The sequence below is a fragment of the Rhodoplanes tepidamans genome, from assembly GCF_030813915.1.
GTDB lineage: Bacteria > Pseudomonadota > Alphaproteobacteria > Rhizobiales > Xanthobacteraceae > Rhodoplanes > Rhodoplanes tepidamans.
The window spans coordinates 115,389-139,180 of the sequence record NZ_JAUSUJ010000007.1; the positions used below are offsets into that span (position 1 = coordinate 115,389).

Here is a 23,792-nt window from a genome sequence, read left to right on the forward strand (position 1 = left end):
CCCCGCCTCCGGTCGCATCACCGTCAGGGCTGGACAACCTAACGCAACTCGGAGGTGAGTTTCCAGCGAGTCACGGCTTTTTGAGAGTCGTCACGTTCGGCGGCCGCGCCGCTGGTCCTGCGTCGGAGCGGCTTCCACGCGGCGCCGGGCCGGCGATCTGATCGGCCGCGACCTCACTTCGCCATCGGCCAGACGAACGCGATCGCCGGGACGGCGACGGCGATCACCAGGAGCGACAGCGGCAGGCCGAGGCGGGCGTAGTCGCCGAAGCGGTAGCCGCCCGGGCCCATCACCAGCGTGTTGGACTGGTGGCCGAACGGGGTGAGGAAGTCGCAGGCGGCGCCGACCGCGACCGCCATCAGGAACGGATCGGGGCTGAGCCCCAGCCGCCCCGCGAGGCTCGCCGCGATCGGCGCCATCACCAGCACGGTGGCGGCGTTGTTGAGGAACGGCGTCACCACCATGGCGACGACCAGGATCAGGGCGAGCGCGCCGATCGCCGGCAGCACGTCGGTCGCGACCGACAGCCAGCCGGCGATCAGGTCGGTGCCGCCGGTCGTCTGCACCGCCTCGCTGACCGGGATCAGCGCGCCGAGCAGCACGACGATCGGCCAGTCGATCGCCTCGTAGACCTCGCGCAGCGCCAGCGTCTTGGTCAGCACCAGCGCCACGGCGGCGGCGAAGAAGGCCACCGCGACGGGCAGCAGTCCGGTCACGATCACCGTGACGGTCGCAGCCAGCACGGCGACCGGGATCCAGCGCCGGCGGCCGCGGCCGAGCTCGAGGTCGCGCTCGGCGAGCGGCAGCAGGCCGAGTTCCTTGAGCGCGTCGGGCAGCCGCTCCAGCCGCCCCTGCAGCACCACCACGTCGCCGGGGCGGAACCGCACCGTGCGCAGCCGCTGGGTGACGCGCTCGCCCGAGCGGCTGATGGCGATGAGGTTGAGGCCGAAGCGGTCGCACAGGAAGGCGCTCTCGTGCGTCTCGGCGATCAGGGCCGAGCGCGCCGTGACGACCGCCTCGACGGTCCCGACCTCGTCGACGTCGCCCTCGACGGCCGGCTCCTCGCCGTCGCGCTGCCCGGCGAGCTGCAGGCCGGCCCGCACCACGGCGCGTTCGAGCGAGTCCGGCTCGCCCTCGATGAGCAGGATGTCGCCCTCCTTCATCCGCAGGCCGGCATGCGCCCGCTGGCGCCGGACCTCGTCGCGCACCACGGTGGTGACCTTGCTCACTCCCTCGTCGAGCTCGCCGACCTCGGTGACGCGCTTGCCGACCAGCGGCGAGTCCTTGGGCACCTCCGCCTCGACCACGTAGTTCTCGATGTTGATGGCGGCGTCCATCGAGGCGCCGCCGTGGCGGTCCTTCGGCAGCAGCCGGTACGCGAAGGCGAGGTAGACGAGGCCGACCGCCGCGACCGCGATCCCCACCGGCGCGTAGTCGAACATGCCGAACGGCTCGCCGACGATGTCGGCGCGCAGCCGCGCCACGATCACGTTGGGCGAGGTGCCGACCAGGGTGATCAGCCCGCCGATCAGCGAGCCCGAGGCGAGCGGCATCAGCAGCCAGGACGGCGGCGTGCCGGTCCGCTTGGCGAGCTGGAAGGCGACCGGCATCAGGATCGCCAGGGCGCCGACGTTCTTGATGAAGGTCGACAGCACGATGACGGCCAGCACCAGGGCGAACACCTGGCGGCGCGGGGTGGTCAGCCACGGTCCGAGCGGCCGCACCACCTCCTCCATGACGCCCGACTTGGCGACCGCGGCGGAGACCAGGAGCGCCGAGGCGACGATGATCACCACGTCGTCGCCGAATCCGGTGAAGGCCTTCTCGGGCGGCACGATGCCGGCCACCACGGCGGCGATCAGGGCGAGCGCGGCGACGAGGTCGTAGCGGAGCCGCCCCCACACGAACAGCACCATCATGGTGCCGACGATGGCGAAGGCGAGCCCTTGCGGAAGGGTCATTCGAGAATCCGGGCTGTCGGACGTGAACGTCCGGGGCGGGGTCGGGAACCAACGCGCCGTGCCGACCCGTGTTCCGGGCCGGTCCGCCGGCCTGTGGACCGCCGGCCGGACTGTCACACCACTGTCACGAGAGCCACCGAGCTTCCGTCAACCGATTACGAAAGAAAGGGATTCGCGATGCCCCCCGGCGGCTTCAACTTCAGCGTCCTGGCGCGTCCCGAGGTGCCGGAGCGCACCCTGAGGGCCGGCGAGGTGATCTTCCGCGAGGGCGAGCCGGCGGCCGAGATGTTCCTGATCAAGAGCGGGACGGTCGCCATCCGGTCCGACGACCACCTGATCGCCGAGCTCGGCGACAACGAGGTGTTCGGCGAGATGGCCCTGATCGACCGGTCCCCGCGCAGCGCGACCGCGCTCGCCGTCACCGACGTGACGCTGATCCCGGTGTCGGAGAAGCAGTTCCTGTTCCTGGTCGCGGAGACTCCGTTCTTCGCGCTGACCATCATGCGGGTGCTGGTCCATCGGCTCCGCCTGCTCAACCGCGTCGGCTGAGGCCGGCCGGCGGGCTGGGCGCCGCAGTCCGGCGCCCAGGGCCGGGCTCACGGCCAGTCGGCGTAGGAGTGGTGCGTCCGGGCGAGGCTGCGGTGGGCGGCCGAGCGCGCCGCCTCGTGCCGGAAGGCGCCCGGCGGCAGGCCGGCATTGGCCTTGAAGAACCGGTTGAAGTGGGCCGGATCCTTGAAGCCGAGATGGGCGGAGATCTGCTCGACCGTCAGCATCGAGCGCTCCAGCAGCAGCATCGCCTCGCGCACCAGCCGCTCGTGCACCAGGGTGAGCGGCGAGCGGGCGAGCTCGCGCAGGCAGATGGCGTGCAGCCGGTCGGGTGACACGGCGAGCGCCGCGGCGTAGCGCGGGATGCGCCAGTGCTCGCGGAAATGCAGCTCGACCAGGTGCCGGAAGCGCTGCAGGATCGACGACGCCGGCCCGCCCGAGCGGCCCGCCACCGCCTCGATCCCCGAGGCCCGCCACAGCCCCACCATCACCAGCGCCACATGGGCCGTCACGGCCGTCCACGAGCCGCGCGCCGCCGCCGCGAGCTCGCGCTCGATCGCCGCGAACGAATGGGCGAGGTCGTCGAGCGCCGCGGGCGAGCCGACCGGCACGGCGAGCAGCCGCGCCGCGATCGCCGCCAGGACGATCGATTCGGAATTGCCGCTGATCGTGCTGGCGATCAGGTCGTCGGCGATGGCGAGCAGCCAGCCGCCCGCCCCGGCCTCGAGATGCAGCCGCGCGGCGCTGCGCGGCGGCACCCACACCAGCGCCGGCCCGGAGAAGTCGAGGCGCGGCTCGGGACCGACCAGATGCCCCTGCCCGGCCGCGACCAGGACGGCATGGTTGAGCCGGCCGGCCTCGCCGCGGCCGAGCGTCCATTCGCGCCCGGTCAGGGCCGGCCGGATGGCCTGGAGTTGGACCTTCTGCCCGGCGAGCGAGCCCGCCAGCAGCGACGTGCCGAGCACGCCGGAGAGGTCCTGCTCCACCCCTTTCGCTTTCAGCATGCGCCAATTTCGCTCAAAAGACGGCCACGGCCACGGCAATTCGTCAATAAAGGCCCGGAAAACGATATTCCACTCGCCCCGGCATTCGGGTCAACTCCCCGGTACCGGACGTTGCACCCCCGAAAACAAGCAGCGCCGGGCGGGAATGGGACATCCAGGGAGGCGACCGGCCGCAGGCGCGCGGCCGGCTCGCGCCGCAGCGGCGCGCCCTGTCGGGGCGCCAAGCCGGCGACCGCCGGTGCCGGCCTTCGGCCGGCGCGCCGGCCGGCCCGGCGAGCGGCGCGAAAGCCGCCTGGATGTCTCCCTTCTCGTCACTGCGATGCGTTCGGCGGTCCCCCGGCCGCTGCCCGCCACAGGCCCGCGTCAGTCGGGCCGCCACGAAGGGAGGAGACCATGCGACGCGTGTCTGCGGCGGTCCTCGCCGCGCTCGGTGCCTTCGCGTTGACGAGCACCGCCTCTGCGCAAGCCGCATCCGACAAGGCCGTGCCCGACAAGGTCCGCATCGGGTACGCGATCTCCAAGACCGGCCCGTTCACGGGCGGCGCCAGCATCACGACCCTGCCGGTCTACCAGCTCTGGGTGAAGGAGGTGAACGCCGCCGGCGGCCTCAAGATCGGCGACAGGCGCGTACCGATCGAGGTGGTCGAGTACGACGACCGCTCGAACTCCGAGGAGGCCATCAAGGCGATCGAGCGGCTCGCCAGCCAGGACAAGGTCGACTTCATCCTGCCGCCATGGAGCACCGGGCTCAATCTCGCGGTCGGCCCGATCCTCAACCGGCTCGGCTATCCGCATCTCGCGGTGACGACCAACACCAACCGGGCGCCCGAGCTGGCCAAGCGCTGGCCCAACGCCTCGTTCTGGCTCGGCCTGCCCTCCGACATCTCGGTCGAGATGGTGGCGGTGCTGAAGACGCTGCGCGACCAGGGCAAGATCGGCCCGACCGTGGCGATGATCGCGGTCTCCGACCAGTTCGGCATCGAGCTCTCCACCGCGGCGCGCGACGCGTTCGGCAAGGCCGGGTTCAAGCTCGCCTACGACAAGTCCTATCCGGCCGGCACCCAGGACATGCAGCCGATGCTGAAGGACGCGATGGCGACGAGCCCGGACGTGTTCGTGTCGTTCAGCTATCCGCCCGACACGCTGGCCGTCACCGACGCCGCCAAGGTGCTGAGCTTCAATCCCAAGGTGTTCTTCACCGGGGTCGGCACCGCGTTCCCGCTGTTCAAGCAGCGCTTCGGCGGCAATGCCGAGGGCGTGATGGGGATCGGCGGCTGGAACGCCGAGTCGCCGCGGCTGAAGGACTATCTGGAGCGCCACAAGGCCGGCGTCGGCCGCGAGCCGGACCGCTGGGCCAACCCGATCACCTTCGCCAGCCTTCAGGCCCTGCAGCAGGCGATCGAGCGGGTCGGCGTCGACCGCGCCGCGGTGGTGAAGGAGCTGCAGAGCGGCACCTTCGACACCATCATCGGCACGGTGAAGCTCGAGGGCGGCCTCCTCAAGGACGTCTGGGCCGTCGGCCAGTGGCAGAACGGCGAGTTCTACGGCATCGCCCCGAGCAAGAAGGACGGCGCCCGCGCCGCCATCGTGCCCAAGCCCTCCTGGGGGCCGTAGACACGACGCGCGCCCGCGCACCGCGACCTCTGCTCCGTCACCCTGAGGTGGCCGCGCCATGGGCGCGGCCCTGGAAGGGCGACGGCCGGAGACTCCGGGGCCGCATCCTTCGAGGCTCGCTGCGCGAGCACCTCGGGATGACGGTGAAGTTTCGTGCAAACAAGCGGAAGACCGTTCCGTGCTCCTCGTCGACATCCTCCTGTCGGGCCTGATCCTCGGCGGCATGTATGCGCTGACCGCGATGGGGCTGACGCTGCAGTACGGCGTCGCCCGCATCCTGAATCTCGCCTATGGCGAGGTGATGGTCGCGGCCGCGTTCACGGCCTATGTGCTGTTCACCGGCGCCGCAGTCGTGCCGCTTCTCGGCCTCCTCCTGGTGCTGCCGCTCGCCTTCGCGGCCAACTGGGCGATCTACCGGGTGATGCTGGTGCCGCTGGTGCGGCGCGCGAGAACCCGCGCCGCGCTGGAGACCGATTCGATCCTCGCCACCTTCGGGCTGCTGTTCGTGCTGCAGGGGATCGGCTTCGTGATCTTCGGCGGCCAGTACTACGGCTACGCCTATCTGTCCGCGCCGGTCTCGATCCTCGGCACCACCGTCGCCGTGAACCGGCTGGTGGCGCTCGGCTTCGCCGCCGTTCTGGCGGTCGGCCTCTATTGGCTGCTCACCCGGACCCGCACCGGCACGGCGATCCGGGCCGTCGCCGTGAATCCGGACGCCGCCCGCCTCGTCGCCATCGACGTGCAGACCATCGCCGGGCTCGCCTTCGCGGCCGGCGGCGCGCTGTGCGCGGCCGGCGGCGTGCTGGTCTCGATGTTCCTCACCTTCAACGCCGCCATGGGCGTGCTCTTCACCATGAAGGCGCTGATCGTCGTGATCATGGGCGGGGTCGGCAACCTGCTCGGCGCGCTCGCCGCCGGCCTGCTGCTCGGCCTGATCGAGACCGCGGTGGCGCGCCTCGTCGATCCCGGCCTGACGCTGGCGGCGAACTACGCCCTGTTCCTGGGCGTTCTGCTGGTCCGGCCGACCGGCCTGTTCGGCAGGCCGGCCCGATGAGCGCGATCCTGCGATACGGGCCGGCCGCGCTGGTCTCCGGCACCCTCGCCGCGCTGGCGCTGGTGCCGCTGCTCGGCTCCGACTACCACGTCGCGCTCGCCGTCGCGGTGCTGAGCTACATCGTGCTCGCCACCGCCTGGGCGCTGTTCTCCGGGCCGACCGGCTACGTGTCGCTCGCCACCGTCGCCTTCTTCGGCATCGGCGCCTACACGGTCGCGGTCCTCGGCGAGGTCCTGCCCTGGCCCGTGGTGCTGCTCGTCGCCGCCCTGATCGGCCTCGTGGTGGCGCTGGTGGTCGGGCTCTCGACCCTGCGGCTCTCCGGCATCTACTTCGTCGTGTTCAGCTTCGGGCTCGCCGAGCTGATCCGCCAGCTGGTCACCTGGTACGAGGTCAATGTCGGCCGCTCGGTCGGCCGCTACGTGTTCCTCGACATCGGCCAGACCGCGATCTTCTGGCAGCTGTTCGGCCTCGCCGTCGCCGTGTTCGTGGTCGGCTGGCTCGTCCGCCGCTCGCGCCTCGGGCTCGCCTTGCAGGTGATCGGCGAGGACGAGACGGTGGCGCGCCACTGCGGCATCGACACGACGCGCGCGAAGCTCGCGCTGTTCGCCGTCTCCTCGGTGTTCATCACCGTGACGGGCGCCGTGATGGCGCCGCGCTGGACCTATATCGACCCCGCCATCGCGTTCAACCCGCTGGTCTCGTTCCAGGTCGTCGTGATGGCGCTGCTCGGCGGCGCCGGCGTCCTCTACGGCCCGCTGCTCGGCGCCGTGCCGCTGGTGCTGCTGTTCGACGTGATCGGCGCCAACTTTCCCAACCACTTCTCCATCCTGCTCGGGCTCGTCTTCGTCGTGGTGGTCTACGGCCTGCCGCGCGGCGTGGCGGGGCTGTTGGGGCGCGCAAATTCTATCGAGCACCGCGCCGGTCCTCCCTCTCACCGCGTGCGGGGAGAGGGTGGCTCGCCGCGGAGCGGCGAGACGGGTGAGGGGGCGTCTCGTGGATACGCAGACGCCCCCTCACCCGGATCGCATGCCTCCAGCGTGCGATCCGACCTCTCCCCGCGCGCGGGGAGACGTGAAACCTGCCTCGACGTGAGCGGCGAGCCCCTTCTGGAGATCGTCGATCTGAGCAAGTCCTTCGGCGGCGTGCGGGCCGTGGACGGGGTGAGCTTCCAGGTCGCCCGCGGCAGCATCGTCGGGCTGATCGGGCCGAACGGCTCCGGCAAGACCACAGCCCTGAACCTGATCTCCGGCCTGATCCCGCCGCGCGGCGGCGCGATCCGCTTCGACGGGGCGGAGATCACCGGGCTGCGCTCCGACCGCATCGTCCATCGCGGCATCGCCCGCACCTTCCAGCTCGTGCGGGTGCTGGACGAGCTCACCTGCGCCGACAACGTGATGGCGGCGATCGCCTTCCGCCGGCATCCGTCGTGGGGCGAGAAGGCGCGCCATCGGGCCGCCACCCTGCTGGCGCGGGTCGGTCTCGCCGGCCGCGACGAGGAGCCGGCCGGCCGCCTCACCTACATCGACAGCAAGCGGCTCGAGCTCGCCCGGGCGCTGGCGCTCGATCCGAAGCTGCTGTTGCTCGACGAATGGCTCGCCGGCCTCAATCCGACCGAGCTGCAGGAGGGCATCGCGCTGATCGCCTCGCTGAAGCGCGACGGCCTCACCATCGTGATGGTCGAGCACGTGATGGACGCCATCCGCTCGCTCTGCGACCGCTGCGTGGTGATGAACACCGGCAGGACGATCGCCGACGGCGGCACGGCCGAGGTGCTGGCCGCCCCGGAGGTGGTGCGGGCCTATCTCGGAGGCGGCGATGCTGACGATTGAGCACCTCTCCGTCTCCTACGGCCGCCACCGCGCGCTCGACGGCGTCGGCCTGACGGCCGACGCGGCCGAGATCGTCGTCGTGCTCGGCGCCAACGGCGCCGGCAAGTCGACGCTGCTGAAGACCATCGGCGGTCTCCTGGCGCCTCACCCCGGTGCCGCCATCGCGCTCGACGGCACCGCGCTCATCGGCCTGCCGGCGCACGCGATCGTCGAGGCCGGCATCGCGCTCGTTCCCGAGGGCCGCGGCCTGTTCGGCGAGCTGACGGTGCGGGAGAACCTGCAGCTCGGCGCCTATCCGGCCCGTGCCCGCCAGGCCGAGGCGCAGAACCTCGACCGCATCCTGGCCCTCTTCCCGCGGCTCGCGGAACGGCTCGGCCAGACCGCCCGCACCATGTCGGGCGGCGAGCAGCAGATGCTGGCGATCGGCCGCGCCCTGATGTCGGCCCCGAAAATCCTGCTGCTCGACGAGCCGTCCCTCGGCCTGTCGCCGCGCGTCTGCCGCGAGCTGTTCGCGGCGCTCGCCCGCATCAAGGCCGGCGGCATCGGCATCCTGCTGGTCGAGCAGAACGCCACCGCGAGCCTCGCCATCGCCGATCGCGGCTACGTGGTCGAGACCGGCCGCGTGACGCTCGCCGGCACGGCCGCCGCGCTCCGCGACGATCCGGCCGTGCGCCGGGCCTATCTCGGACTGCCGAGCCCTGCTACGCCCTCGCCCGAGGGTTCGGATCGCCCCCAGGATCACCCCCAGCCCACGAGGTCTCCGATGCTCGACGTGACCATGATGATCAACGACAAGGACACGCCCGCCACCGCCGGCCGCACCTTCGAACGCCTGAACCCGATCACCGGCGAGGTGGCGAGCCGTGCCGCCGCCGCCACCGTAGCCGACGCGCGGGCCGCCGCCGACGCCGCCGCGGCCGCCTTCCCGGCGTGGTCGGAGATGGGGCCGGGCGCCCGCCGGGCGATCCTCAACCGCGCCGCCGACAGGCTTGAGGCCCGCGCCGCCGACTTCGTCGAGGCGATGACGGCCGAGATCGGCGCCGCCGCCCCGTGGGCGCAGTTCAACGTCCACCTCGCCGCCGGCATGCTGCGCGAGGCCGCCGCGATGACCACCCAGATCGCCGGCGAGGTGATCCCGTCCGACGTGCCTGGCCTCGTCGCCTTCGGGCACCGCCAGCCGGTCGGCGTGGTGCTCGGCATCGCGCCGTGGAACGCCCCCGTCATCCTCGGCGTGCGGGCGCTCGCGATGCCGCTCGCCTGCGGCAACACCGTGGTGCTCAAGGCCTCGGAGATCTGCCCGGCGACCCACCGGCTGATCGGCGAGGCGCTGCACGACGCCGGCCTGCCGCCCGGCGTGCTCGGCGTCGTCACCAACGCGCCCGAGGACGCGCCGGCCGTGGTCGAGGCGCTGATCGAGCATCCGGCCGTGCGGCGCGTCAACTTCACGGGCTCGACCCGGGTCGGCCGCATCGTCGCCGAGATCGCCGCCCGGCACCTCAAGCCGGTGCTGCTGGAGCTCGGCGGCAAGGCGCCCTGCATCGTCCTCGACGACGCCGATCTCGACGCGGCGGTCGCCGGCGCCGCCTTCGGGGCGTTCGCCAACCAGGGCCAGATCTGCATGGCGACCGAGCGCATCGTGGTGATGGACGCGGTCGCCGACGCCTTCGTGAAGAAGCTCGCCGAGAAGGCGGCGTCGCTGCCGGCCGGCGATCCGCGCACCGGCCACGTCGTGCTCGGCTCGCTGGTGAGCCGCGAGGCGGCCGAGCGGGTCGGCGGCCTCGTGCAGGACGCGGTGTCGAAGGGCGCCGTGCTGCTCGCCGGCGGCAATATCGACGGCACCATCATGAACGCCACGGTGCTGGACCGCGTCACCCCGGCGATGCGGCTCTACGGCGAGGAGTCCTTCGGGCCCGTGGTGGCGGTGGTGCGGGTCGGCAGCGTCGACGAGGCGGTGCGGGTGGCGAACGACACCGAATACGGCCTCTCGGCCGCGGTGTTCGGCCGCGACATCCCGCGCGCCATGGCGGTGGCGCGGCGGATCGAGTCCGGCATCTGCCACATCAACGGCCCGACCGTGCACGACGAGGCGCAGATGCCGTTCGGCGGCGTCAAGGCCTCCGGCTACGGCCGCTTCGGCGGCCGCGCCGCCGTCGCCGAGTTCACCGAGCTGCGCTGGATCACGGTGGCGACGGAGCCGCGGCACTACCCGTTCTGACCGGTTGCCGGCCCGCTCGGCTCCTGCCCTCTCCCCTCGCGGGAGAGGGACCGCCGCATCAGCATCGCTGATGCGGCGCATCACGCGTCGTCGCTTTTCCGGCCCGGTCCGGTGCCGCCAGGCTCCTCGTCCCGTGGTCAACATCTCGTCGATCGCGGCGGAGCTCGGCGCGGCGAACGAGTACGTACGCCAAGGCGGGCGAGCCCGGTCGGCCCGCCCGCGTGGTGGCGCGGGTGCCGATGGGCCGCATCGGCGAGCCCGAGGAGATCGCCGGCCCGGTGCTGTGGCTGCTCTCCGACGAGGCCTCCTGCGTCACCGGCGCGATCCTCGAGGCGACCGGCGGGCTGTGAGGGCGGACGCCGCCGTCGCCGCGCCGGACCAGCGTCGCGACGTCGCGTCACCGAACCGTCATCCCCACGTCAAGGCGACGTAGCAGCGGGATCCGACAACCCCGGGAGACATCCACCGAGGAGTCTCCATGACCCGCACCCTCCCCCTCGCCGCCGCCGCGCTGGTCCTCGTCCTCGCCGCGCCGGCCTTCGCGCAGCAGGAATATCCGGCCGTGCTGGCCGGCCACGCCGTGTTCCCGGCCGCCACCTTCGTCGATGCGCCGGCCGACGCTCCGGCCGACCTGAAGCTCTCGGGCAAGTTCACCACCGGCACGCGCGTCGAGGCGCCCGGCACCGTGATGGGCAAGTCGAAGGAGCGCCCGACCGGCCTCGCGCTGCCCTTCAAGGGCCAGCCGATCCAGGGCCAGTCCGGCGTCAAGGTGATGCCGGACGGCACCTTCCTGGTGCTCACCGACAACGGCTTCGGCTCCAAGGCCAACTCGCCGGACGCCATGCTGTTTCTCAATCGCTACAGGATCGACTGGGCGGCCGGCACGTTCGAGCGGCTGGAGACGATCTTCCTGCACGACCCCGACAAGAAGGTGCCGTTCCGCATCGTCCACGAGGGCACCGAGAAGCGCTATCTCACCGGCGCCGACTTCGACACCGAGGGCTTCCAGCCGATCGGCGACGTCATCTGGATCGGCGACGAGTTCGGCCCCTACGTCCTGAAGGCCGACAAGACCGGCAGGATCCTCGCCGTCTACGAGACCATGGCGGACGGCAAGCCGGTGCGCTCGCCCGACAACCCGGCCGTCGCCTCCCCGGCCGCGCCGAGCCAGACCGCGAGCTTCAACGCCCGCCGCTCCAAGGGCTACGAGGGCTTCGCCGCGTCGACGGACGGCAAGTTCATCTACGGCCTGCTGGAAGGCCCCCTGTGGGACGCCGGCAAGAAGGAGTGGGAGAACCTCGACGGCAAGCAGGCCGCCCGCATCCTCGAGTTCGACGTCGCGGCGGAGAAGTTCACCGGGCGCTTCTGGTACTATCCGTTCGAGCAGAACGGCAACGCGATCGGCGACTTCAACATGATCGACCCCACCGCCGGCCTCGTCATCGAGCGTGACGACGGCGAGGGCGTCGCGGCGAAGGCCTGCCCGACCGGCCAGCGCGGCACCGACTGCTTCCCGGACCTTCCCAAGTTCAAGCGCATCTACAAGATCGAGCTCTCCGACGCCAATGTCGGCAAGCCGGTGCGCAAGATCGGCTGGATCGACCTGATGAAGATCCAGGATCCGGACAAGAAGGCGCGGAAGCCGCTGGAGAACGGCGTCCTCACCTTCCCGTTCTTCACCATCGAGAACGTCGACCGGGTCGACGCCACCCACATCGTCGTCGGCAACGACAACAACCTGCCCTTCTCGTCGAGCCGCGAGCCCAACAAGGCGGACGACAACGAGTTCGTGCTGCTGAAGGTCGAGGAGTTCCTGAAGGCGAAGTGACGTCGACGGTCAGGGCGGCTTCTGCCCCACTCGCCTCTTTCCCGTCATCCTGAGGTGCCCGGCACCCGGGTCCGCGCTTCGCGCGGCCCGAGTGTGAACTCCGCCGGGCCTCGAAGGATGGACGGCCCGGGCCGTCGCCCTCCGAGGCTCGCCCCGAAAGGGGCGAGCGCCTCAGGGTGACGGATCGATTCTACACCGCTGAATTCGCTCCGAGGAACGCGAAACGGCCGGAGCCCCGTGGCTCCGGCCGCTCGCGCGACGTCCGATCCGGATCAGGGGCGGATCAGACGAACTGGGCCAGGATCAGCACCCCGATCAGGCCGACCACCGCCGCGATGGTGGTGGACAACGTGAAGGTCGCGTACATGGCCTTCATCGGGATGCCCAGGCACTCCTTGACGAACCAGAAGCCCGAGTCGGTGACGTGCGAGGCCCCGATGGCACCGGCGCCGACCGCGACGGCGACGAGGGCCGGGTCGAGCCCCGGATAGTTCGCCAGCACCGGCATGATGAAGCCGACGCCGGTCATCATCGCGACCGTCGCGCTGCCGATGGCGAAGCGCATCAGGATGGCGATCAGCCAGGCCATGATCAGCGGGCTGATGTGGATGGCGGTCAGGACCTGCTTGAGCACGTCGCCCATGCCGCAGTCCATGATGATCTTGTTGAACGACCCGGCCGCGCCGATGACCAGGATGATCGACGCCATCGGGCCGAAGCTCGCCTCGGTCTGCTTGCCGAGGTCCTCGAGCGTGAAGCCGCGCCCGAGCCCGAGCACCGCGTAGGTGAGGATCGACGAGATGAACAGGGCGACGATCGGGTTGCCGATGAAGGCGACGAACGGCATGTAGACGGCGTCCTTCGGGGCCAGCAGGTCGAAGAACGTCTTGTTGATCATCAGGAGCAGCGGGAACAGGATGGTGAACAGCGTGATGCCGAACGGCGGCAGATCCTTGTCGTCGCGCGGCATCGTGCCGGCGAAGGCGCCGGTCGGCTCCACCTTGTAGACGCGCGAGATGTACTTGCCGAAGATGGGGCCGGCGAGCGCGGCGGCCGGGAACCCGACCAGCAGGCCGTAGAAGATCACCTTGCCGACATCGGCCTTCAGCTGCAGGGCGATCGCCATGGCGGCCGGATGCGGCGGCACGATGCAGTGCACGGTGAGGAGCGCGGCGACCATCGACAGGCCGACCTGCAGGACCGGCAGCTTCGATTCCTTCACGACGCTGAACATCAGGGCGATCAGCAGCACCACGCCGACCTGGAAGAACACCGGGATGCCGCAGACATAGCCGACGATCAGCATGGCCCAGTGGGCCTTCGACTTGCCCAGGATGTTGATCAGCGTGCGGGCGAGCCGCTCGGCGCCGCCCGAGATCTCCATCAGCTTGCCGATGACGGCCCCGAAGGCGAGGATCGGCGCCAGGAAGCCGAGCGTGCCGCCCATCCCGGACTCGATCGAGGTGCCGATCTTGGTCAGCGGCATGCCGGTCGACAGGCCGATGAAGAAGCAGGCGAACATCAGGGCCAGGAAGGCGCTGATCTTGAATCGGACGCACATCACGATGATGAGAACGACCGATACGCCGAGGACCGACAGTGCGAATCCACTGCTCATCGCGTTATCCCCCACACGGCGGCGCGGCTCCCGCGCGGGACGCCGTCGCCCGCCGGTTTGCCGTTATTCGAGAACCTGGTTGAACGTGTCGTAGATGCCGTTTGCGTTGAGCGCCTCGTAGAGCGCGTCCTTTCGTTCGAGGATGCGCCGGTAGCGGCGCGTCGCCGCGTCCTCCGGCTCGTAGCGGCGGGGGTCGGTGTCCAGGATCGTCCGGAAGGCCTCCTGGTGATCCTGATAGAGGCCGAGCGTCACGGCGGCGCTCATCAGCGCGCCGAGCGAGGAGGCCTCGTTGTTGTCGTAGCGCAGCACCGGCTTGGCGAAGGCGTCGGCCTGGACCTGGTTGAACAGGTCGAGCGTGGTGAGCCCGCCGGCGACCCGCACCGAGTCGATCGGCACCCCGAGCCCTTCCAGGAGCTGCAGGTTCTTGGCGATCTCGAAGGCGATGCCCTCGACCACGGCGCGCGCCATGTCGGCCCGCGTCGTCGCCATGGTGAGGTTGAAGAACAGGCCGCGGGCGAGCGGATTCCAGTACGGCGCCGCGCTGCCCTCGAAATGCGGGATCAGCAGGACGCCCTTGGCGCCGGGCGGCGACGACTGCGCCTCGGCGTTCATCAGCGCGTAGGCGTCCTTGCCCTCGGGATAGAACTGCTCCTTGAACCAGCGGTGGATCAGCCCGGTGGTGAAGATGCCGGCCTCGACGATCCACTTGCCCGGAACCGCCGCGGCGCTGCACAGGGTGCGGCACTCGGGATGGAAGCGCGGCTCGTCCGAATAGGCGATGACGAAGGAGCCGGTCCCGGTGTTGGCCTCGGCGGCCCCCGGCCGCAGCACGTCGAGCGACAGGGCGGCGCATTGCTGGTCGCCGCCGCCGAGGATCACCGGGATGCCCTCCTTCAGGCCCGAGTGCTCCGCCATCGCGCGGGTGAGCGTGCCGACCGCGGTGCCGGGCGGCACCAGATCCGGCAGCAGCGCGCGGTCGATGCCGGAGACGCCCAGCATCTCCTCGTCCCACTGGAACGTGCCGATGTTCATCAGCATGGTCCGGCAAGCCTGCGACGAGTCGGTCACGAAGCGGCCGCAGAGCAGATGGACGACGTAGTCCTGCACGCCGATCAGCTTGTGGGCCGGCTCGTAGATGTGCGGCCGGTGCTCCTTCAGCCACATCATCTTCGGCACCGAGAAGTAGGGATTCACCAGCAGGCCGGTGCGCTTGTACATCTCCTCGAGCGGCAGCTCGCCGAGCAGCCGCTCGCATTGCGGGATCGACCGCTTGTCCTGCCACATCAGCGCCTTGTGCAGCGGCACGCCGTCCCGGTCCACCGGGATCACCGAGGCGCGCTGCGACGTGACGGCGATGGCCGCGACGTCGAATCCCTTGGTGGCGAGATGGTCTCCGGCGCTCTTGAGCGTGTCGAGCAGCGCCTGCTTCCAGGTCTGCGGATCCTGCTCGACGTAGTTCGGCTTGCGGCCGAACTCGGAGTCGTAGGGGCTCGCGGCGGAATGCAGCAGATGTCCGGCCCGCGTGTAGAGCATCGCCTTGAGGCTGGACGTACCCACGTCGACGACGAGGATGTTCTCCATGATGGGGAACCCGAGCGAAAACCTCCGTCCGGCGCCGCCGCGTTTCGCCCGCGGCCTCGCCGCATTCTTCTTCGGGGCCGCGGGGCCGCGGCCTTCACGCCGCCTCTCGGGGCGGTCGTCGCGGCGGGACGGAGATCGGCCGTCCCGCGGCGGCATGCGCTCCGCCCTGGGAGGGCGGACGCCGCCTCAGACGGGGCGGAACAGCGCGATGTACTTCTTGACGACCTCCTTGACGAACCCGACCTCCTCCCGGCTGATCTCGGAGAGGTGCCAGCTCCTGCCGGTCGCGAGCAGCGCCCTGATCTTCTCCACGGCGTTGACCGAGATCTCGGTGTTGACGTTGATCTTGGCGATTCCCTCGGCGATGCAGGCGCGGATGATCGGTTCCGGCGTGCCGGACCCGCCGTGCAGCACCAGCGGGATGTCGACCGCGGCGGCGATCGTCTTCAGGACGCCGACGTCGACCTTGGGCTCGCCCTTGTACATGCCGTGGACGGTGCCGATCGACACGGCGAGCGCATCGACCTTGGTCTCGGCGACGAAGATCCTCGCCTCGGCCGGGGACGTGTAGATCTCGCTCGCGTCCTCCTCGTTGGAGTGCTCGCCGCGGGCGAGCGCCCCGAGCTCGGCCTCGACCCCGACCCCGGCGGCGTGCGCGAGCGCCACCACCCGGGCCGTGTTCTTCATGTTCTCCTCGAAGGGCAGCGCCGAGCCGTCGTACATCACCGAGGAGAAGCCGCATTTCACGGCCGTCTCGATCACCTCGAAGGACTTGCAGTGGTCGAGATGCAGCGCCACCGGGGTCGGCGACGCCGCCCCCATGGTGCGAACCAGGCCGGCGACCTCGGCCACCTCCATGTTGGGCAGATAGCCGGCCCCGAAGGCGACGATGACGGGGGTGCCGGTCTCGCGGCCGGACTCGACGACGCCGCGGATCGTCTCGTAGTTGTAGACGTTGAAGGAGCCGACCGCGTAGTGCTGGCGGCGCGCCGCGGTCAGCATCTCGGAGAACGAGACCATCATGACTTCACCTCCGCGAGCCACGCGGTGAAGCGCGGATCCTGCAGCACCTCGGGATTGGCGATCCCGTTCGGGGCGCCGCCGGTGAACAGCTTGGCGATGTCGGTGAACAGGAGGTCCGGCGAGCGGGTCAGCGCCTCCCGCGTGGTGCCGGCGATGTGGCTCGTCAACGTCACGTTGTCGAGGTCGAGGATCGGGCTGCCCGGCAGGATCGGCTCGGAGGAGTGGACGTCGAGACCGGCACCGGCGATCCGGTTGCTCTTCAGCGCCGCGACCAGCGCGGCCTCGTCGACCAGGCCGGCGCGGGCCGTGTTGATCAGGTAGGCGGTCGGCTTCATCATCGCGAACTCGGCCGGGCCGACCAGCTTGGCGCCGCCGGGCAGCAGCCGGGCGTGGAGGGAGACGAAGTCGCTCTCGCGGAACAGGGTCTCCTTGTCGACCGGCGTGCCGCCCGCCGCCGTGATGACGGCCGGATCGATCCAGGTGTCGTGCACCAGAAGCTTGACGCCGAAGCCCGACAGCTTCTGCGCGACCAGGCTGCCGATGAAGCCGAAGCCGACCAGGCCGACGGTCTTGCCCTTCAGCTCCGGCGTCCATTCGGAATTCACGAATTTCTTGCGCCACTCGCCGTTCTTGATACCGGCATGCGAGCGGGCGATGTTGCGGCATTCGGCCAGCATCAGGCCGACCGCGAAGTCGGACACCGCCTCGGCGTTGCGGCCCATCACGTTGAAGACGAGGATGCCGCGCTCGGTCGCCGCCTTGACGTTGACGTTCTCGACGCCCGCCCGCGCCACCCCGGCGATGCGCAGCTTCGGCATCGCGTCCATCACCTTGGAGGAGACCGGCACGAACAGGCCCGCCAGGAGCTCGGCGTCGCGGCCGTTCGTTTCGATCACCGGATCGACGATCTCGATCTCCGGCCCCTGCTTCTCCACCGCGAGACGGCGCGCCTGCAGCTTGCCGGCGTCGCTCTCCCACTCGCCGGCCTCGAGGCCGCTCAGCCGCGGCCCGAGAATCTGCTGTGCGGAGGCTTCGAAGGCGGCGCCGCGGATCATCGCGTCGCCGACCACCAATGCCTTGAACTTGCGTGACATTTGCTTGTTCCTCTGGCAGGCGGGAGACGGACCGGTCGTCGACGCCCCGCACTTGCAACGTTAGTCCCGGCGCGATAGGCGAAGCTAACCGCGACCCGCCAATCGGTATCGACGATCCGCCACGTCGTATTCGTCCGGATAGAGGTGTTCTCCGTGGAGGGCCTGCCCCGCCCCGTCTACGCCCGGGTCAAGTCGTTGCCCTCCGGGGCGCGCAAGCCATGGCATGCGCATCCGTGGGGGCAGCTCACCTATGCGATCAAGGGTGTGCTGATGGTGCGCACCCTGCAGGGCACGTTCCTCACCCCGCCCCAGTGGGCCGTGTGGATCCCGCCCGGCGTCGAGCACGAGGTCATCACCTCGGTGCGCACCGAACGGCGCAATTTCTTCATCGAGCCCGAACGCGTGGACTTCGCCGGACCGGCCTGCCGGGTGCTGGAGGTGACGCCGTTCATGCGCGAGCTGATCCGGGTCGTCGCGGCGCTGCCGGTCGAGTACGACGAGGCCGGTCCGGACGGACGGCTCGCCCAGGTCTTCCTCGACCAGCTGGTGCGGCTGCCGGAGGCCGGCTTCTCGCTGCCGATGCCGACCACCCCGGCCCTGCTCGACACCTGCGCCGAGCTGCTGCGCCGGCCCGACGACCACCGCGCCGTCGGCGACATCGCCCGCGCGATCGGCATGTCGGAGCGCACCCTGGCCCGCGTCTTCCTGCGCGAGACCGGCATCTCGTTCCGCGACTGGCGGGTGCGGCTCAAGCTGATGATGTCGATCGAGACGCTGGAGGAGAGCCGCAACGTCACCCGCACGGCGTTCGACTGCGGCTACGATTCGCTCTCCGCCTTCATCGCCGCCTACAAGCGCCAGTTCGGCCAGACCCCCGGCGAGTTCCTCAAGAGCCTGGAGCAGTAGGCGCGGGGCGGCGCACTTCACCTCCCCGGCCCGGCCTCGGTCCATCTCTCCCCGCGTGCGGGGAGAGGTGGAGACAGCCTGCTCGCCGTCCTCGCTCAGAACCGGTAGTTCACGCCGAGCTTGAGGGCGTGGAGGTCGGCCGTGTTGGTGGCGGTGCGGCCGTCCGCGATGGTCTGGTTGCCGATGACGGTGACGCGCGTGCGCCTTCCGTTGACCGTCGCATAGTACGAGTAGGTCGCGCCGACGCCGGCGCGCGCATCCGGAAAGACGAACTCCTCGTCGCCGAAATTGGCGTAGAGATACTCGCCCTTGATCGACCAGCCGCCGCCGATCGCGTACTCGGCGCCGGCGCCGACCGTCCAGCCGGTGCGCACCTCCGCGGCCTTCTCGGTGAACCAGTATTCGGTCGAGCCGGGGGTCGCGGTCGCCGACGTGGAACGATACTGGGCGCGCCGCTCGGTCTCCTTCATCAGCGCGAGCCCGCCGGTGCCGTAGATCATCAGGTCGCCGAACGACCAGCCGACACGGCCCCGCACCGTCGACAGCCAGTCGAACTCGTAGTCGATCCTGGAGTTCAGGTGCTTTCGCTGGACCAGGGTGGCCGCCTCGGTCGAGCGGACGTCCTCGTAGTCGGTCATCTGGGTGAAGGCGAGGTCGCCTTCGAGCCCGAGCACCAGCCGGCTCGGGAGCTGGTAGTTGTACCCGATCTGCCCGCCCCACAGCATGCCGTGCGGGCTCTGGTTGGCCGACTCGCTGGCCGGGATGCCGCCGGCGACGCCCTTGGCCGTGGTCGTCTCGCCGTTGATCTGGCCGAAGCCGTAGCCGGCGAAGCCGCCGACATAGAGGCCGGACCAGTCGCGCTCGGCGCCGGTCCGGTGCGGGTCGCGCCGGCCGAACGGCCAGAACGGCCCCTGCAGGGCGAGCGGCTCGGCGGTGCCGAACTTGCCCGTCAGGGTCGCCTTGATGGTGCGGCCCGGCGCCGGCAGCTCGGTCGAGCCGAGCGCGTCGACATAGTAGCGGTCGAGCAGGTTGTCGCCGGTGATGTCGAGCGTCAGGTTGTCGTCGATCTTCCACTGCACGAAGGCGTCGACCAGCATGTAGGGGTTCCACATCTTGGTCATGATGCCCAGCGCCGCGTAGTAGTCGGGATAGACGAGGCCGGCACGCGCCCCGACATGGCTGACGCGGCCGCCGATGGTGAGGCGCTCGTCGAAGAAGCGCGCCCCGACCGTCGCCGTGGCGGTCAGCTTGGGCGGGATCTGATTGGCCAGGTAGTCGCTCTGCATCACCCAGTCGGAGCAGGTGCCGGGCGTCGGGCAGAAGATCACGTCCGTGTACCAGTTGACGCCGAACTGCACGAAGGCGCGGCGGGCGTCGTAGCTGCCCGACACCTCGACGCCGCGCATCTCCACCTTGTCGTAGTTGAACATGCTGAGCTGGAAGCTCGGGCTCGACTGGCGGCCGATGTAGCCGTCGGTGACGTTGTCGAACCAGGCGACCTTCAGGCGCGCCTTGTCGCCCGGCAGGACCAGGTCGTTCCGCATCAGGTTGGTGCCGATCTCGACGTTGCGGGCCTTCTCGGGCTGCAGCGCCGGATTGAAGATCAGGGCGGAGTTCGAATAGGTGGATTCGCGGAGGCTCGGCGGCCTGATGCCGGTCTTGTAGGTCGCCCATACCTGCCAGCCGTCGATCGGCGTCACCGTGACGCCGACGCTCGGGCTCGCGCCGGTGCCCTCGTAGCCCGTGTAGAGCGGGTACGACGCCGCGTAGCTGTAGAGCATCTCGCCGCGCGGATCGACCTTGTAGTACAGGTACCGCAGCCCGGACTGGAGCGCGAGCCACGGCACCGGCTCCCACTTGCCGTCGACGAACAGGTTCGACAGCAGCCGCGTGCCGTCGACCGGGTAGATGAGGCCGGAATCGGTCTCGCGCCGGCTCGGCGAGGCGTCCTCGAGCGAGGTCGAGCCGCCGTAGCGCAGCGTGACCGGCGTGCCGGCGAGATCGAGCCGCGTCGTGTTGCTCGCCTCCAGCCCGTAGTTCTTGGTGCGGGTGTGGCGGAAGAACGTGTCGGTGTAGAGATTGTAGACCGAGGTCTCGTCCGTGTTGGAGATCCAGGAGTTCAGCTTGAAGTCGATCGGCCCGTGCTCGTAGGGCCGGTAGGAATAGCGCGCCGTCAGCGTGTCGATCGTCACCTGGCTGAGCGGCACCTGCCGGCCGATGCTGGTCCCAGTGCCGAGGATCGTCGGCGTCACCTCGCCGAAGATGTTGTCGTAGCGCATGTAGCCGAGCTTCAGCTCGTGACCGTCGCCGAACCGCAGCGTGTCCTTCAGGAGCAGCGAGGTGACGTCCTGCGAGGTGTTGAAGACCTCCTGGCCGTGCTTCACGGCGGACAGCGGCTTCTCGACGACGTTCAGGTTCATGTAGCCGGCATAGCCGAGATACGTGGTGTCTCCGTCGCTGCCGGCGAAGTAGTTGCCGGTCTTGCGCTTCGCCACCGCCGCGACCAGCTCGTGGGTCTCGTCGCGGCTCGCCGCCGCGACGCTGGCCGAGCCGTTCTTCAGCGCGAAGATCGACGGCTCGTCGGTGCGCGCCGTGCTCAGCCCCTCCACGGGCGTGACGGCGTTGGTGCCGATGGTGGTCTTCACCCGGACGCCCTGCTTGTCGCCGGGCTTGAGGATGTCGTCCGCCTGCAGGGTCTCCATCGAGATCACGCCGCCGATCGCGCCGCCGCCACCGGCCTCGCCGCCGGGCCCCTTGGTGATCAGCACGTTGCTGATCAGGTCCGGATCCACGTAGGTGCGGCTGATGACGCCCGAATAGCCGCGCCAGGTCGAGGTCGACTGCTCGGATCCGTCGATCGTGGTCGCGACGCGGTTCATGCCCTGCAGTCCGCGGATGTTGGGATCCACGAAGGCGCCGTTGCGGCTGGAGGCCGAGATCACGCCGGGGACGCCGCGGAACATGTCGCCGGCCGAGGTGCCCGGGAAGCGTTGGAGGTCCTCGCCCGAGATGTAGTTGACGGCGCCGGCCGTGTCCCACGGCTTGTCGGCGCGCGAGCCGATCGTGCCCGACACCTGGATCGGATCGAGCGGGATGCCGTCCTCTTCGGAGGCCTGGGCGTTGCCGTCCATGCCGGGCCGGCGGATCGTCACCGTGTCGGTGCCGGTCACCGTGTAGGACACGCCGGTGCCGGCGAGCAGCGCGGCGAGCGCCGTGCCGCGCGAGGCGGTCCCGCGGAAGCCGGGCGACGACAGGCCCTGGAGGTCGCTGGTGCGATAGGCGAGCTGCATGCCGGACTGCTCGGCGAACTGCCGCAGCGCCGCGGCGAGCGGCTGCGAGGCGATGCTGAACGGCCTCGCCTCCACGGCGACGCCCTGGGCGCGGGCCGGCACCGGCCCGACCAGCCCGGCCAGCACCCCGGCGCCGAGCGCGGTCGTCACCAGCCACGCTGTCGAGCGCCGCGACCGCCCCACTGCCCCGCCCCACGCTCCGTCCGACACCCGATCCCGCGACATCGTCTCTCCGTCCCTGGCACGCGAAGGACGCCGGAGACCGGTCCGGGGCCCTTCATGGCGAAGACGCGCGAGACGGCGCGGCGCCTAAACGGCGCGGCCGAACATCGGAGCGATTCAGAGATTGGAAGAGATCCAGGAATTGCGTCGCAACCGCCCGACCCGGCTCGGACGCAGTCCCGGATGTCGGCTGCGTGCCCCGGACAAGGCGCATCGGGCCGCAGGCGCGATGTGCCGCAGAGCCGGGGCCCAGGGGCGGCGGCGCGGCATGGCAAGCGCCTCGTCCCATCGCCCCAGGATCCCGGTTCGCGGCGCGTGCGCCGCGCCCGGGACACGAGGCATCTCCTAGCTGATCAGGATCGCCAGGCCCGGGATGCGGCGCATGGTCAGGTTCTGGGTGGCGGCCAGGGCCGCGATGGCGGCGACCGCCTGACCGACCGAGAACACCGCGCTCACCGGCTCGGCGGCGGCGCGGCGGTCGGCCAGCACGACCGTCTCGGGCACGTAGCGGGCGAGCTCGGCCAGCGCCTCGCCGAACGGTCGGCCCTCGAACACGATCCGCCCGGCCCGCCAGGACAGCACCTCGTCGAGATCGACCGCGGCGACCCGCACCGGCCCGCCGGCGTCGCGATAGCGGGCCTGCTCGCGCGGGCGCACCTCGACGGCGCCATCCGGGCCACCACCGGCGGACACGCGCACCCGCCCGTCCGTCACCGTGACGGCGGCCTCGCCGGCGACGGCCCGCACCGCGAAGCCGGTGCCCAGCGCCTCGACCTCGCCGCCCAGCGCCGCCACCCGGAACGGCACCGCGTCGGGCGTCACCTCGAACAGCGCCTCGCCCTGCAGGAGCGCGACCCGGCGGACGCCCGGCCGGAAGCCGAGCGCCAGCGCGCTGTCGGTGTTGAGGAGCGCCGCCGTGCCGTCGGGCAGCGACACCCGCCGCTGCTCGCCGAAGCCGGTCGAGACATCGGCCCGCCACAGGCGGGCGAGCCTCGGGGCGACGATCAGGCCGGCGCCGCCCGCCGCGAGCGCGCCCGCCCCGGCCAGCACGGCGCGCCGGCTGCGCGGCCGGGCGGATCCCCGCTCCGTCCCGGCGAGAGCGCCGGGCCGGGCATCGAGGGCGGCGAGCTGCTGCCAGAAGCTGCGCTCGCGCGCAAAGGCGCGGCCGTGCGCCGGCGCGGCGTCGTGCCAGGCCCGGAAGGCGGCGAGCTCGGCGTCCGACACCGTCCCGGAGGCCAGCCGCACGACCCAGTCGCGCGCCTCCCTGGCGACGCGATCGTCCGCAGCGTGTCTGTCGCGCTCGTGCATGCGATCGCACTGGGGGTGGATCCGGGGCCGCTCGCCCCCTGCGCTTCTACTTCGATTCCCCCGGCGATCAATCGGGCAGATGCTCGCGCAGGACGGCGAGGTGCTCCAGCACACGCCGGACGTGGTAGTAGACGGCCGGCTCCGAGATGCCGAGCTCGCGCGCGATCTCCCGGTGCGACTTCCCTTCGAAGCGGTTCATCAGGAAGATCCGGCGGCTCTGCGGCGGCAGGCCGGCGAGCGCCTCGGCGAAGGCGGCGAGCGCCTGGCGCCCGATCATGATGCGCTCCGGCGAATGCGCGTCGGCGCCGTCCCAGAGGAGATCGCGCACCTCCTCGTCGATGACGGAGCGGCGCCGCTCCTTGCGCAGGTGGTCGGTGGCGGCGTTGCGTGCCACGCTGCGCACGAAGGCGCCGGGATTGTCGACGCTCACGTCGCCGGCGAGCCCGGCGAGCTTGAGCCAGCTCTCCTGCATCACGTCGGCCGTGGTCGCGGCGCTGCGCAACCGGCGGTCGACGAGCGCCTCCAGGCGCGCGCGCTCCGACGCGAACGCCTCCAGAAGCCGCGCGACGGCGGGGCGCTTCTCCATCGAATTTCCCGGGCGGATCATGGACGGACCGACGGGCCGGACCGTAACGGCTCGACTATTCGCATGCAAACCCGATGTTTTAGACTGTCTCTACAGGACCGGGGCGGAGAACG

Annotated in this window: 16 protein-coding genes and 2 pseudogenes; 9 read left to right on the forward strand and 9 right to left on the reverse strand. The window is 70.7% G+C overall.

Features of this window, described 5'->3' with window-relative positions; translation table 11 throughout:
* Nucleotides 1-173: 173 nt before the first annotated feature.
* Nucleotides 174-1,961, reverse strand: coding sequence for an SLC13 family permease (locus tag J2S22_RS10575; protein ID WP_272778475.1), 1,788 nt, complete (start codon nt 1,959-1,961; stop codon nt 174-176).
* A 177-nt stretch (nt 1,962-2,138) separates the two neighbouring features.
* Here J2S22_RS10575 and J2S22_RS10580 point away from each other — a divergent pair, with 177 nt between their 5' ends.
* The gene (locus tag J2S22_RS10580) at nt 2,139-2,510 is read left to right on the forward strand and encodes a Crp/Fnr family transcriptional regulator (RefSeq protein WP_272778476.1); all 372 of its coding nucleotides are present in this window, start codon (nt 2,139-2,141) and stop codon (nt 2,508-2,510) included.
* 47 nt (nt 2,511-2,557) lie between these two features.
* Here J2S22_RS10580 and J2S22_RS10585 read toward each other — a convergent pair whose 3' ends face one another.
* Nucleotides 2,558-3,511, reverse strand: a complete 954-nt coding sequence (locus J2S22_RS10585; RefSeq protein WP_272778477.1) for a helix-turn-helix domain-containing protein — start codon at nt 3,509-3,511, stop codon at nt 2,558-2,560.
* Between the two features lie 393 nt (nt 3,512-3,904).
* Here J2S22_RS10585 and J2S22_RS10590 point away from each other — a divergent pair, with 393 nt between their 5' ends.
* The 7 genes and pseudogenes from J2S22_RS10590 to J2S22_RS10620 all read left to right on the forward strand — a co-directional run bounded on the left by J2S22_RS10590 (nt 3,905) and on the right by J2S22_RS10620 (nt 12,051).
* Nucleotides 3,905-5,125, forward strand: coding sequence for an amino acid ABC transporter substrate-binding protein (locus tag J2S22_RS10590; RefSeq protein WP_272778478.1), 1,221 nt, complete (start codon nt 3,905-3,907; stop codon nt 5,123-5,125).
* A gap of 178 nt (nt 5,126-5,303) precedes the next feature.
* Nucleotides 5,304-6,179 carry a branched-chain amino acid ABC transporter permease gene (locus J2S22_RS10595; protein WP_272778479.1) on the forward strand — a complete coding sequence of 292 codons (876 nt, stop codon included), beginning with the start codon at nt 5,304-5,306 and terminating at the stop codon, nt 6,177-6,179.
* Nucleotides 6,176-8,008, forward strand: a complete 1,833-nt coding sequence (locus tag J2S22_RS10600) for a branched-chain amino acid ABC transporter ATP-binding protein/permease (protein WP_272778480.1) — start codon at nt 6,176-6,178, stop codon at nt 8,006-8,008. Before J2S22_RS10595 ends, J2S22_RS10600 begins: the two co-directional genes overlap by 4 nt.
* Nucleotides 7,995-8,471, forward strand: a pseudogene (locus J2S22_RS10605) (ABC transporter ATP-binding protein); the annotation flags it as partial. The gene J2S22_RS10600 and the pseudogene J2S22_RS10605, both read left to right, overlap by 14 nt.
* Before the next feature lie 300 nt (nt 8,472-8,771).
* Nucleotides 8,772-10,223: an aldehyde dehydrogenase gene (locus tag J2S22_RS10610; RefSeq protein WP_272778516.1), complete on the forward strand. Its 1,452-nt coding sequence runs from the start codon at nt 8,772-8,774 to the stop codon at nt 10,221-10,223.
* Between the two features lie 218 nt (nt 10,224-10,441).
* Nucleotides 10,442-10,573, forward strand: a pseudogene (locus tag J2S22_RS10615) (SDR family oxidoreductase); the annotation flags it as partial.
* 128 nt (nt 10,574-10,701) lie between these two features.
* The gene (locus J2S22_RS10620) at nt 10,702-12,051 is read left to right on the forward strand and encodes an esterase-like activity of phytase family protein (RefSeq protein WP_272778481.1); all 1,350 of its coding nucleotides are present in this window, start codon (nt 10,702-10,704) and stop codon (nt 12,049-12,051) included.
* Nucleotides 12,052-12,334: 283 nt separating this feature from the next.
* Here J2S22_RS10620 and J2S22_RS10625 read toward each other — a convergent pair whose 3' ends face one another.
* From J2S22_RS10625 to J2S22_RS10640, 4 genes are all read right to left on the reverse strand, one after another.
* Nucleotides 12,335-13,669 (reverse strand): GntT/GntP/DsdX family permease, encoded by a 1,335-nt coding sequence (locus tag J2S22_RS10625; protein WP_272778482.1) that lies wholly within the window; start codon nt 13,667-13,669, stop codon nt 12,335-12,337.
* 63 nt (nt 13,670-13,732) lie between these two features.
* Nucleotides 13,733-15,250, reverse strand: coding sequence for an FGGY-family carbohydrate kinase (locus tag J2S22_RS10630; protein ID WP_272778483.1), 1,518 nt, complete (start codon nt 15,248-15,250; stop codon nt 13,733-13,735).
* Nucleotides 15,251-15,436: 186 nt separating this feature from the next.
* On the reverse strand, nt 15,437-16,273 hold the full coding sequence (locus J2S22_RS10635; RefSeq protein WP_272778484.1) for a class II fructose-bisphosphate aldolase: 837 nt from the start codon (nt 16,271-16,273) through the stop codon (nt 15,437-15,439).
* Nucleotides 16,270-17,367: a 2-hydroxyacid dehydrogenase gene (locus J2S22_RS10640; protein WP_272778485.1), complete on the reverse strand. Its 1,098-nt coding sequence runs from the start codon at nt 17,365-17,367 to the stop codon at nt 16,270-16,272. The genes J2S22_RS10635 and J2S22_RS10640 overlap by 4 nt, the downstream gene beginning before the upstream one ends.
* 153 nt (nt 17,368-17,520) lie before the next feature.
* Here J2S22_RS10640 and J2S22_RS10645 point away from each other — a divergent pair, with 153 nt between their 5' ends.
* Nucleotides 17,521-18,273 carry an AraC family transcriptional regulator gene (locus J2S22_RS10645; protein WP_272778486.1) on the forward strand — a complete coding sequence of 251 codons (753 nt, stop codon included), beginning with the start codon at nt 17,521-17,523 and terminating at the stop codon, nt 18,271-18,273.
* A gap of 95 nt (nt 18,274-18,368) precedes the next feature.
* On the opposite strand, the gene J2S22_RS10650 is transcribed toward J2S22_RS10645, so the two are convergent.
* The 3 genes from J2S22_RS10650 to J2S22_RS10660 form a co-directional block, all read right to left on the reverse strand.
* Nucleotides 18,369-21,788 (reverse strand): TonB-dependent receptor domain-containing protein, encoded by a 3,420-nt coding sequence (locus J2S22_RS10650; RefSeq protein WP_272778487.1) that lies wholly within the window; start codon nt 21,786-21,788, stop codon nt 18,369-18,371.
* Between the two features lie 342 nt (nt 21,789-22,130).
* On the reverse strand, nt 22,131-23,093 hold the full coding sequence (locus J2S22_RS10655) for a FecR family protein (protein WP_272778488.1): 963 nt from the start codon (nt 23,091-23,093) through the stop codon (nt 22,131-22,133).
* 67 nt (nt 23,094-23,160) lie between these two features.
* On the reverse strand, nt 23,161-23,679 hold the full coding sequence (locus J2S22_RS10660; RefSeq protein ID WP_272778489.1) for an RNA polymerase sigma factor: 519 nt from the start codon (nt 23,677-23,679) through the stop codon (nt 23,161-23,163).
* Between the last annotated feature and the right edge of the window lie 113 nt (nt 23,680-23,792).

Coding starts and splice junctions, on each gene's coding strand:
- J2S22_RS10650 (WP_272778487.1), bottom strand. CDS start 21,788: ATGTCGCGGGATCGGGTGTCGGACGGAGCGTGGGGCGGGGCAGTGGGG.
- J2S22_RS10660 (WP_272778489.1), bottom strand. CDS start 23,679: ATGGAGAAGCGCCCCGCCGTCGCGCGGCTTCTGGAGGCGTTCGCGTCG.
- J2S22_RS10575 (WP_272778475.1), bottom strand. CDS start 1,961: ATGACCCTTCCGCAAGGGCTCGCCTTCGCCATCGTCGGCACCATGATG.
- J2S22_RS10580 (WP_272778476.1), top strand. CDS start 2,139: ATGCCCCCCGGCGGCTTCAACTTCAGCGTCCTGGCGCGTCCCGAGGTG.
- J2S22_RS10655 (WP_272778488.1), bottom strand. CDS start 23,093: ATGCACGAGCGCGACAGACACGCTGCGGACGATCGCGTCGCCAGGGAG.
- J2S22_RS10640 (WP_272778485.1), bottom strand. CDS start 17,367: ATGTCACGCAAGTTCAAGGCATTGGTGGTCGGCGACGCGATGATCCGC.
- J2S22_RS10585 (WP_272778477.1), bottom strand. CDS start 3,511: ATGCTGAAAGCGAAAGGGGTGGAGCAGGACCTCTCCGGCGTGCTCGGC.
- J2S22_RS10590 (WP_272778478.1), top strand. CDS start 3,905: ATGCGACGCGTGTCTGCGGCGGTCCTCGCCGCGCTCGGTGCCTTCGCG.
- J2S22_RS10620 (WP_272778481.1), top strand. CDS start 10,702: ATGACCCGCACCCTCCCCCTCGCCGCCGCCGCGCTGGTCCTCGTCCTC.
- J2S22_RS10625 (WP_272778482.1), bottom strand. CDS start 13,669: ATGAGCAGTGGATTCGCACTGTCGGTCCTCGGCGTATCGGTCGTTCTC.
- J2S22_RS10635 (WP_272778484.1), bottom strand. CDS start 16,273: ATGATGGTCTCGTTCTCCGAGATGCTGACCGCGGCGCGCCGCCAGCAC.
- J2S22_RS10600 (WP_272778480.1), top strand. CDS start 6,176: ATGAGCGCGATCCTGCGATACGGGCCGGCCGCGCTGGTCTCCGGCACC.
- J2S22_RS10610 (WP_272778516.1), top strand. CDS start 8,772: ATGCTCGACGTGACCATGATGATCAACGACAAGGACACGCCCGCCACC.
- J2S22_RS10630 (WP_272778483.1), bottom strand. CDS start 15,250: ATGGAGAACATCCTCGTCGTCGACGTGGGTACGTCCAGCCTCAAGGCG.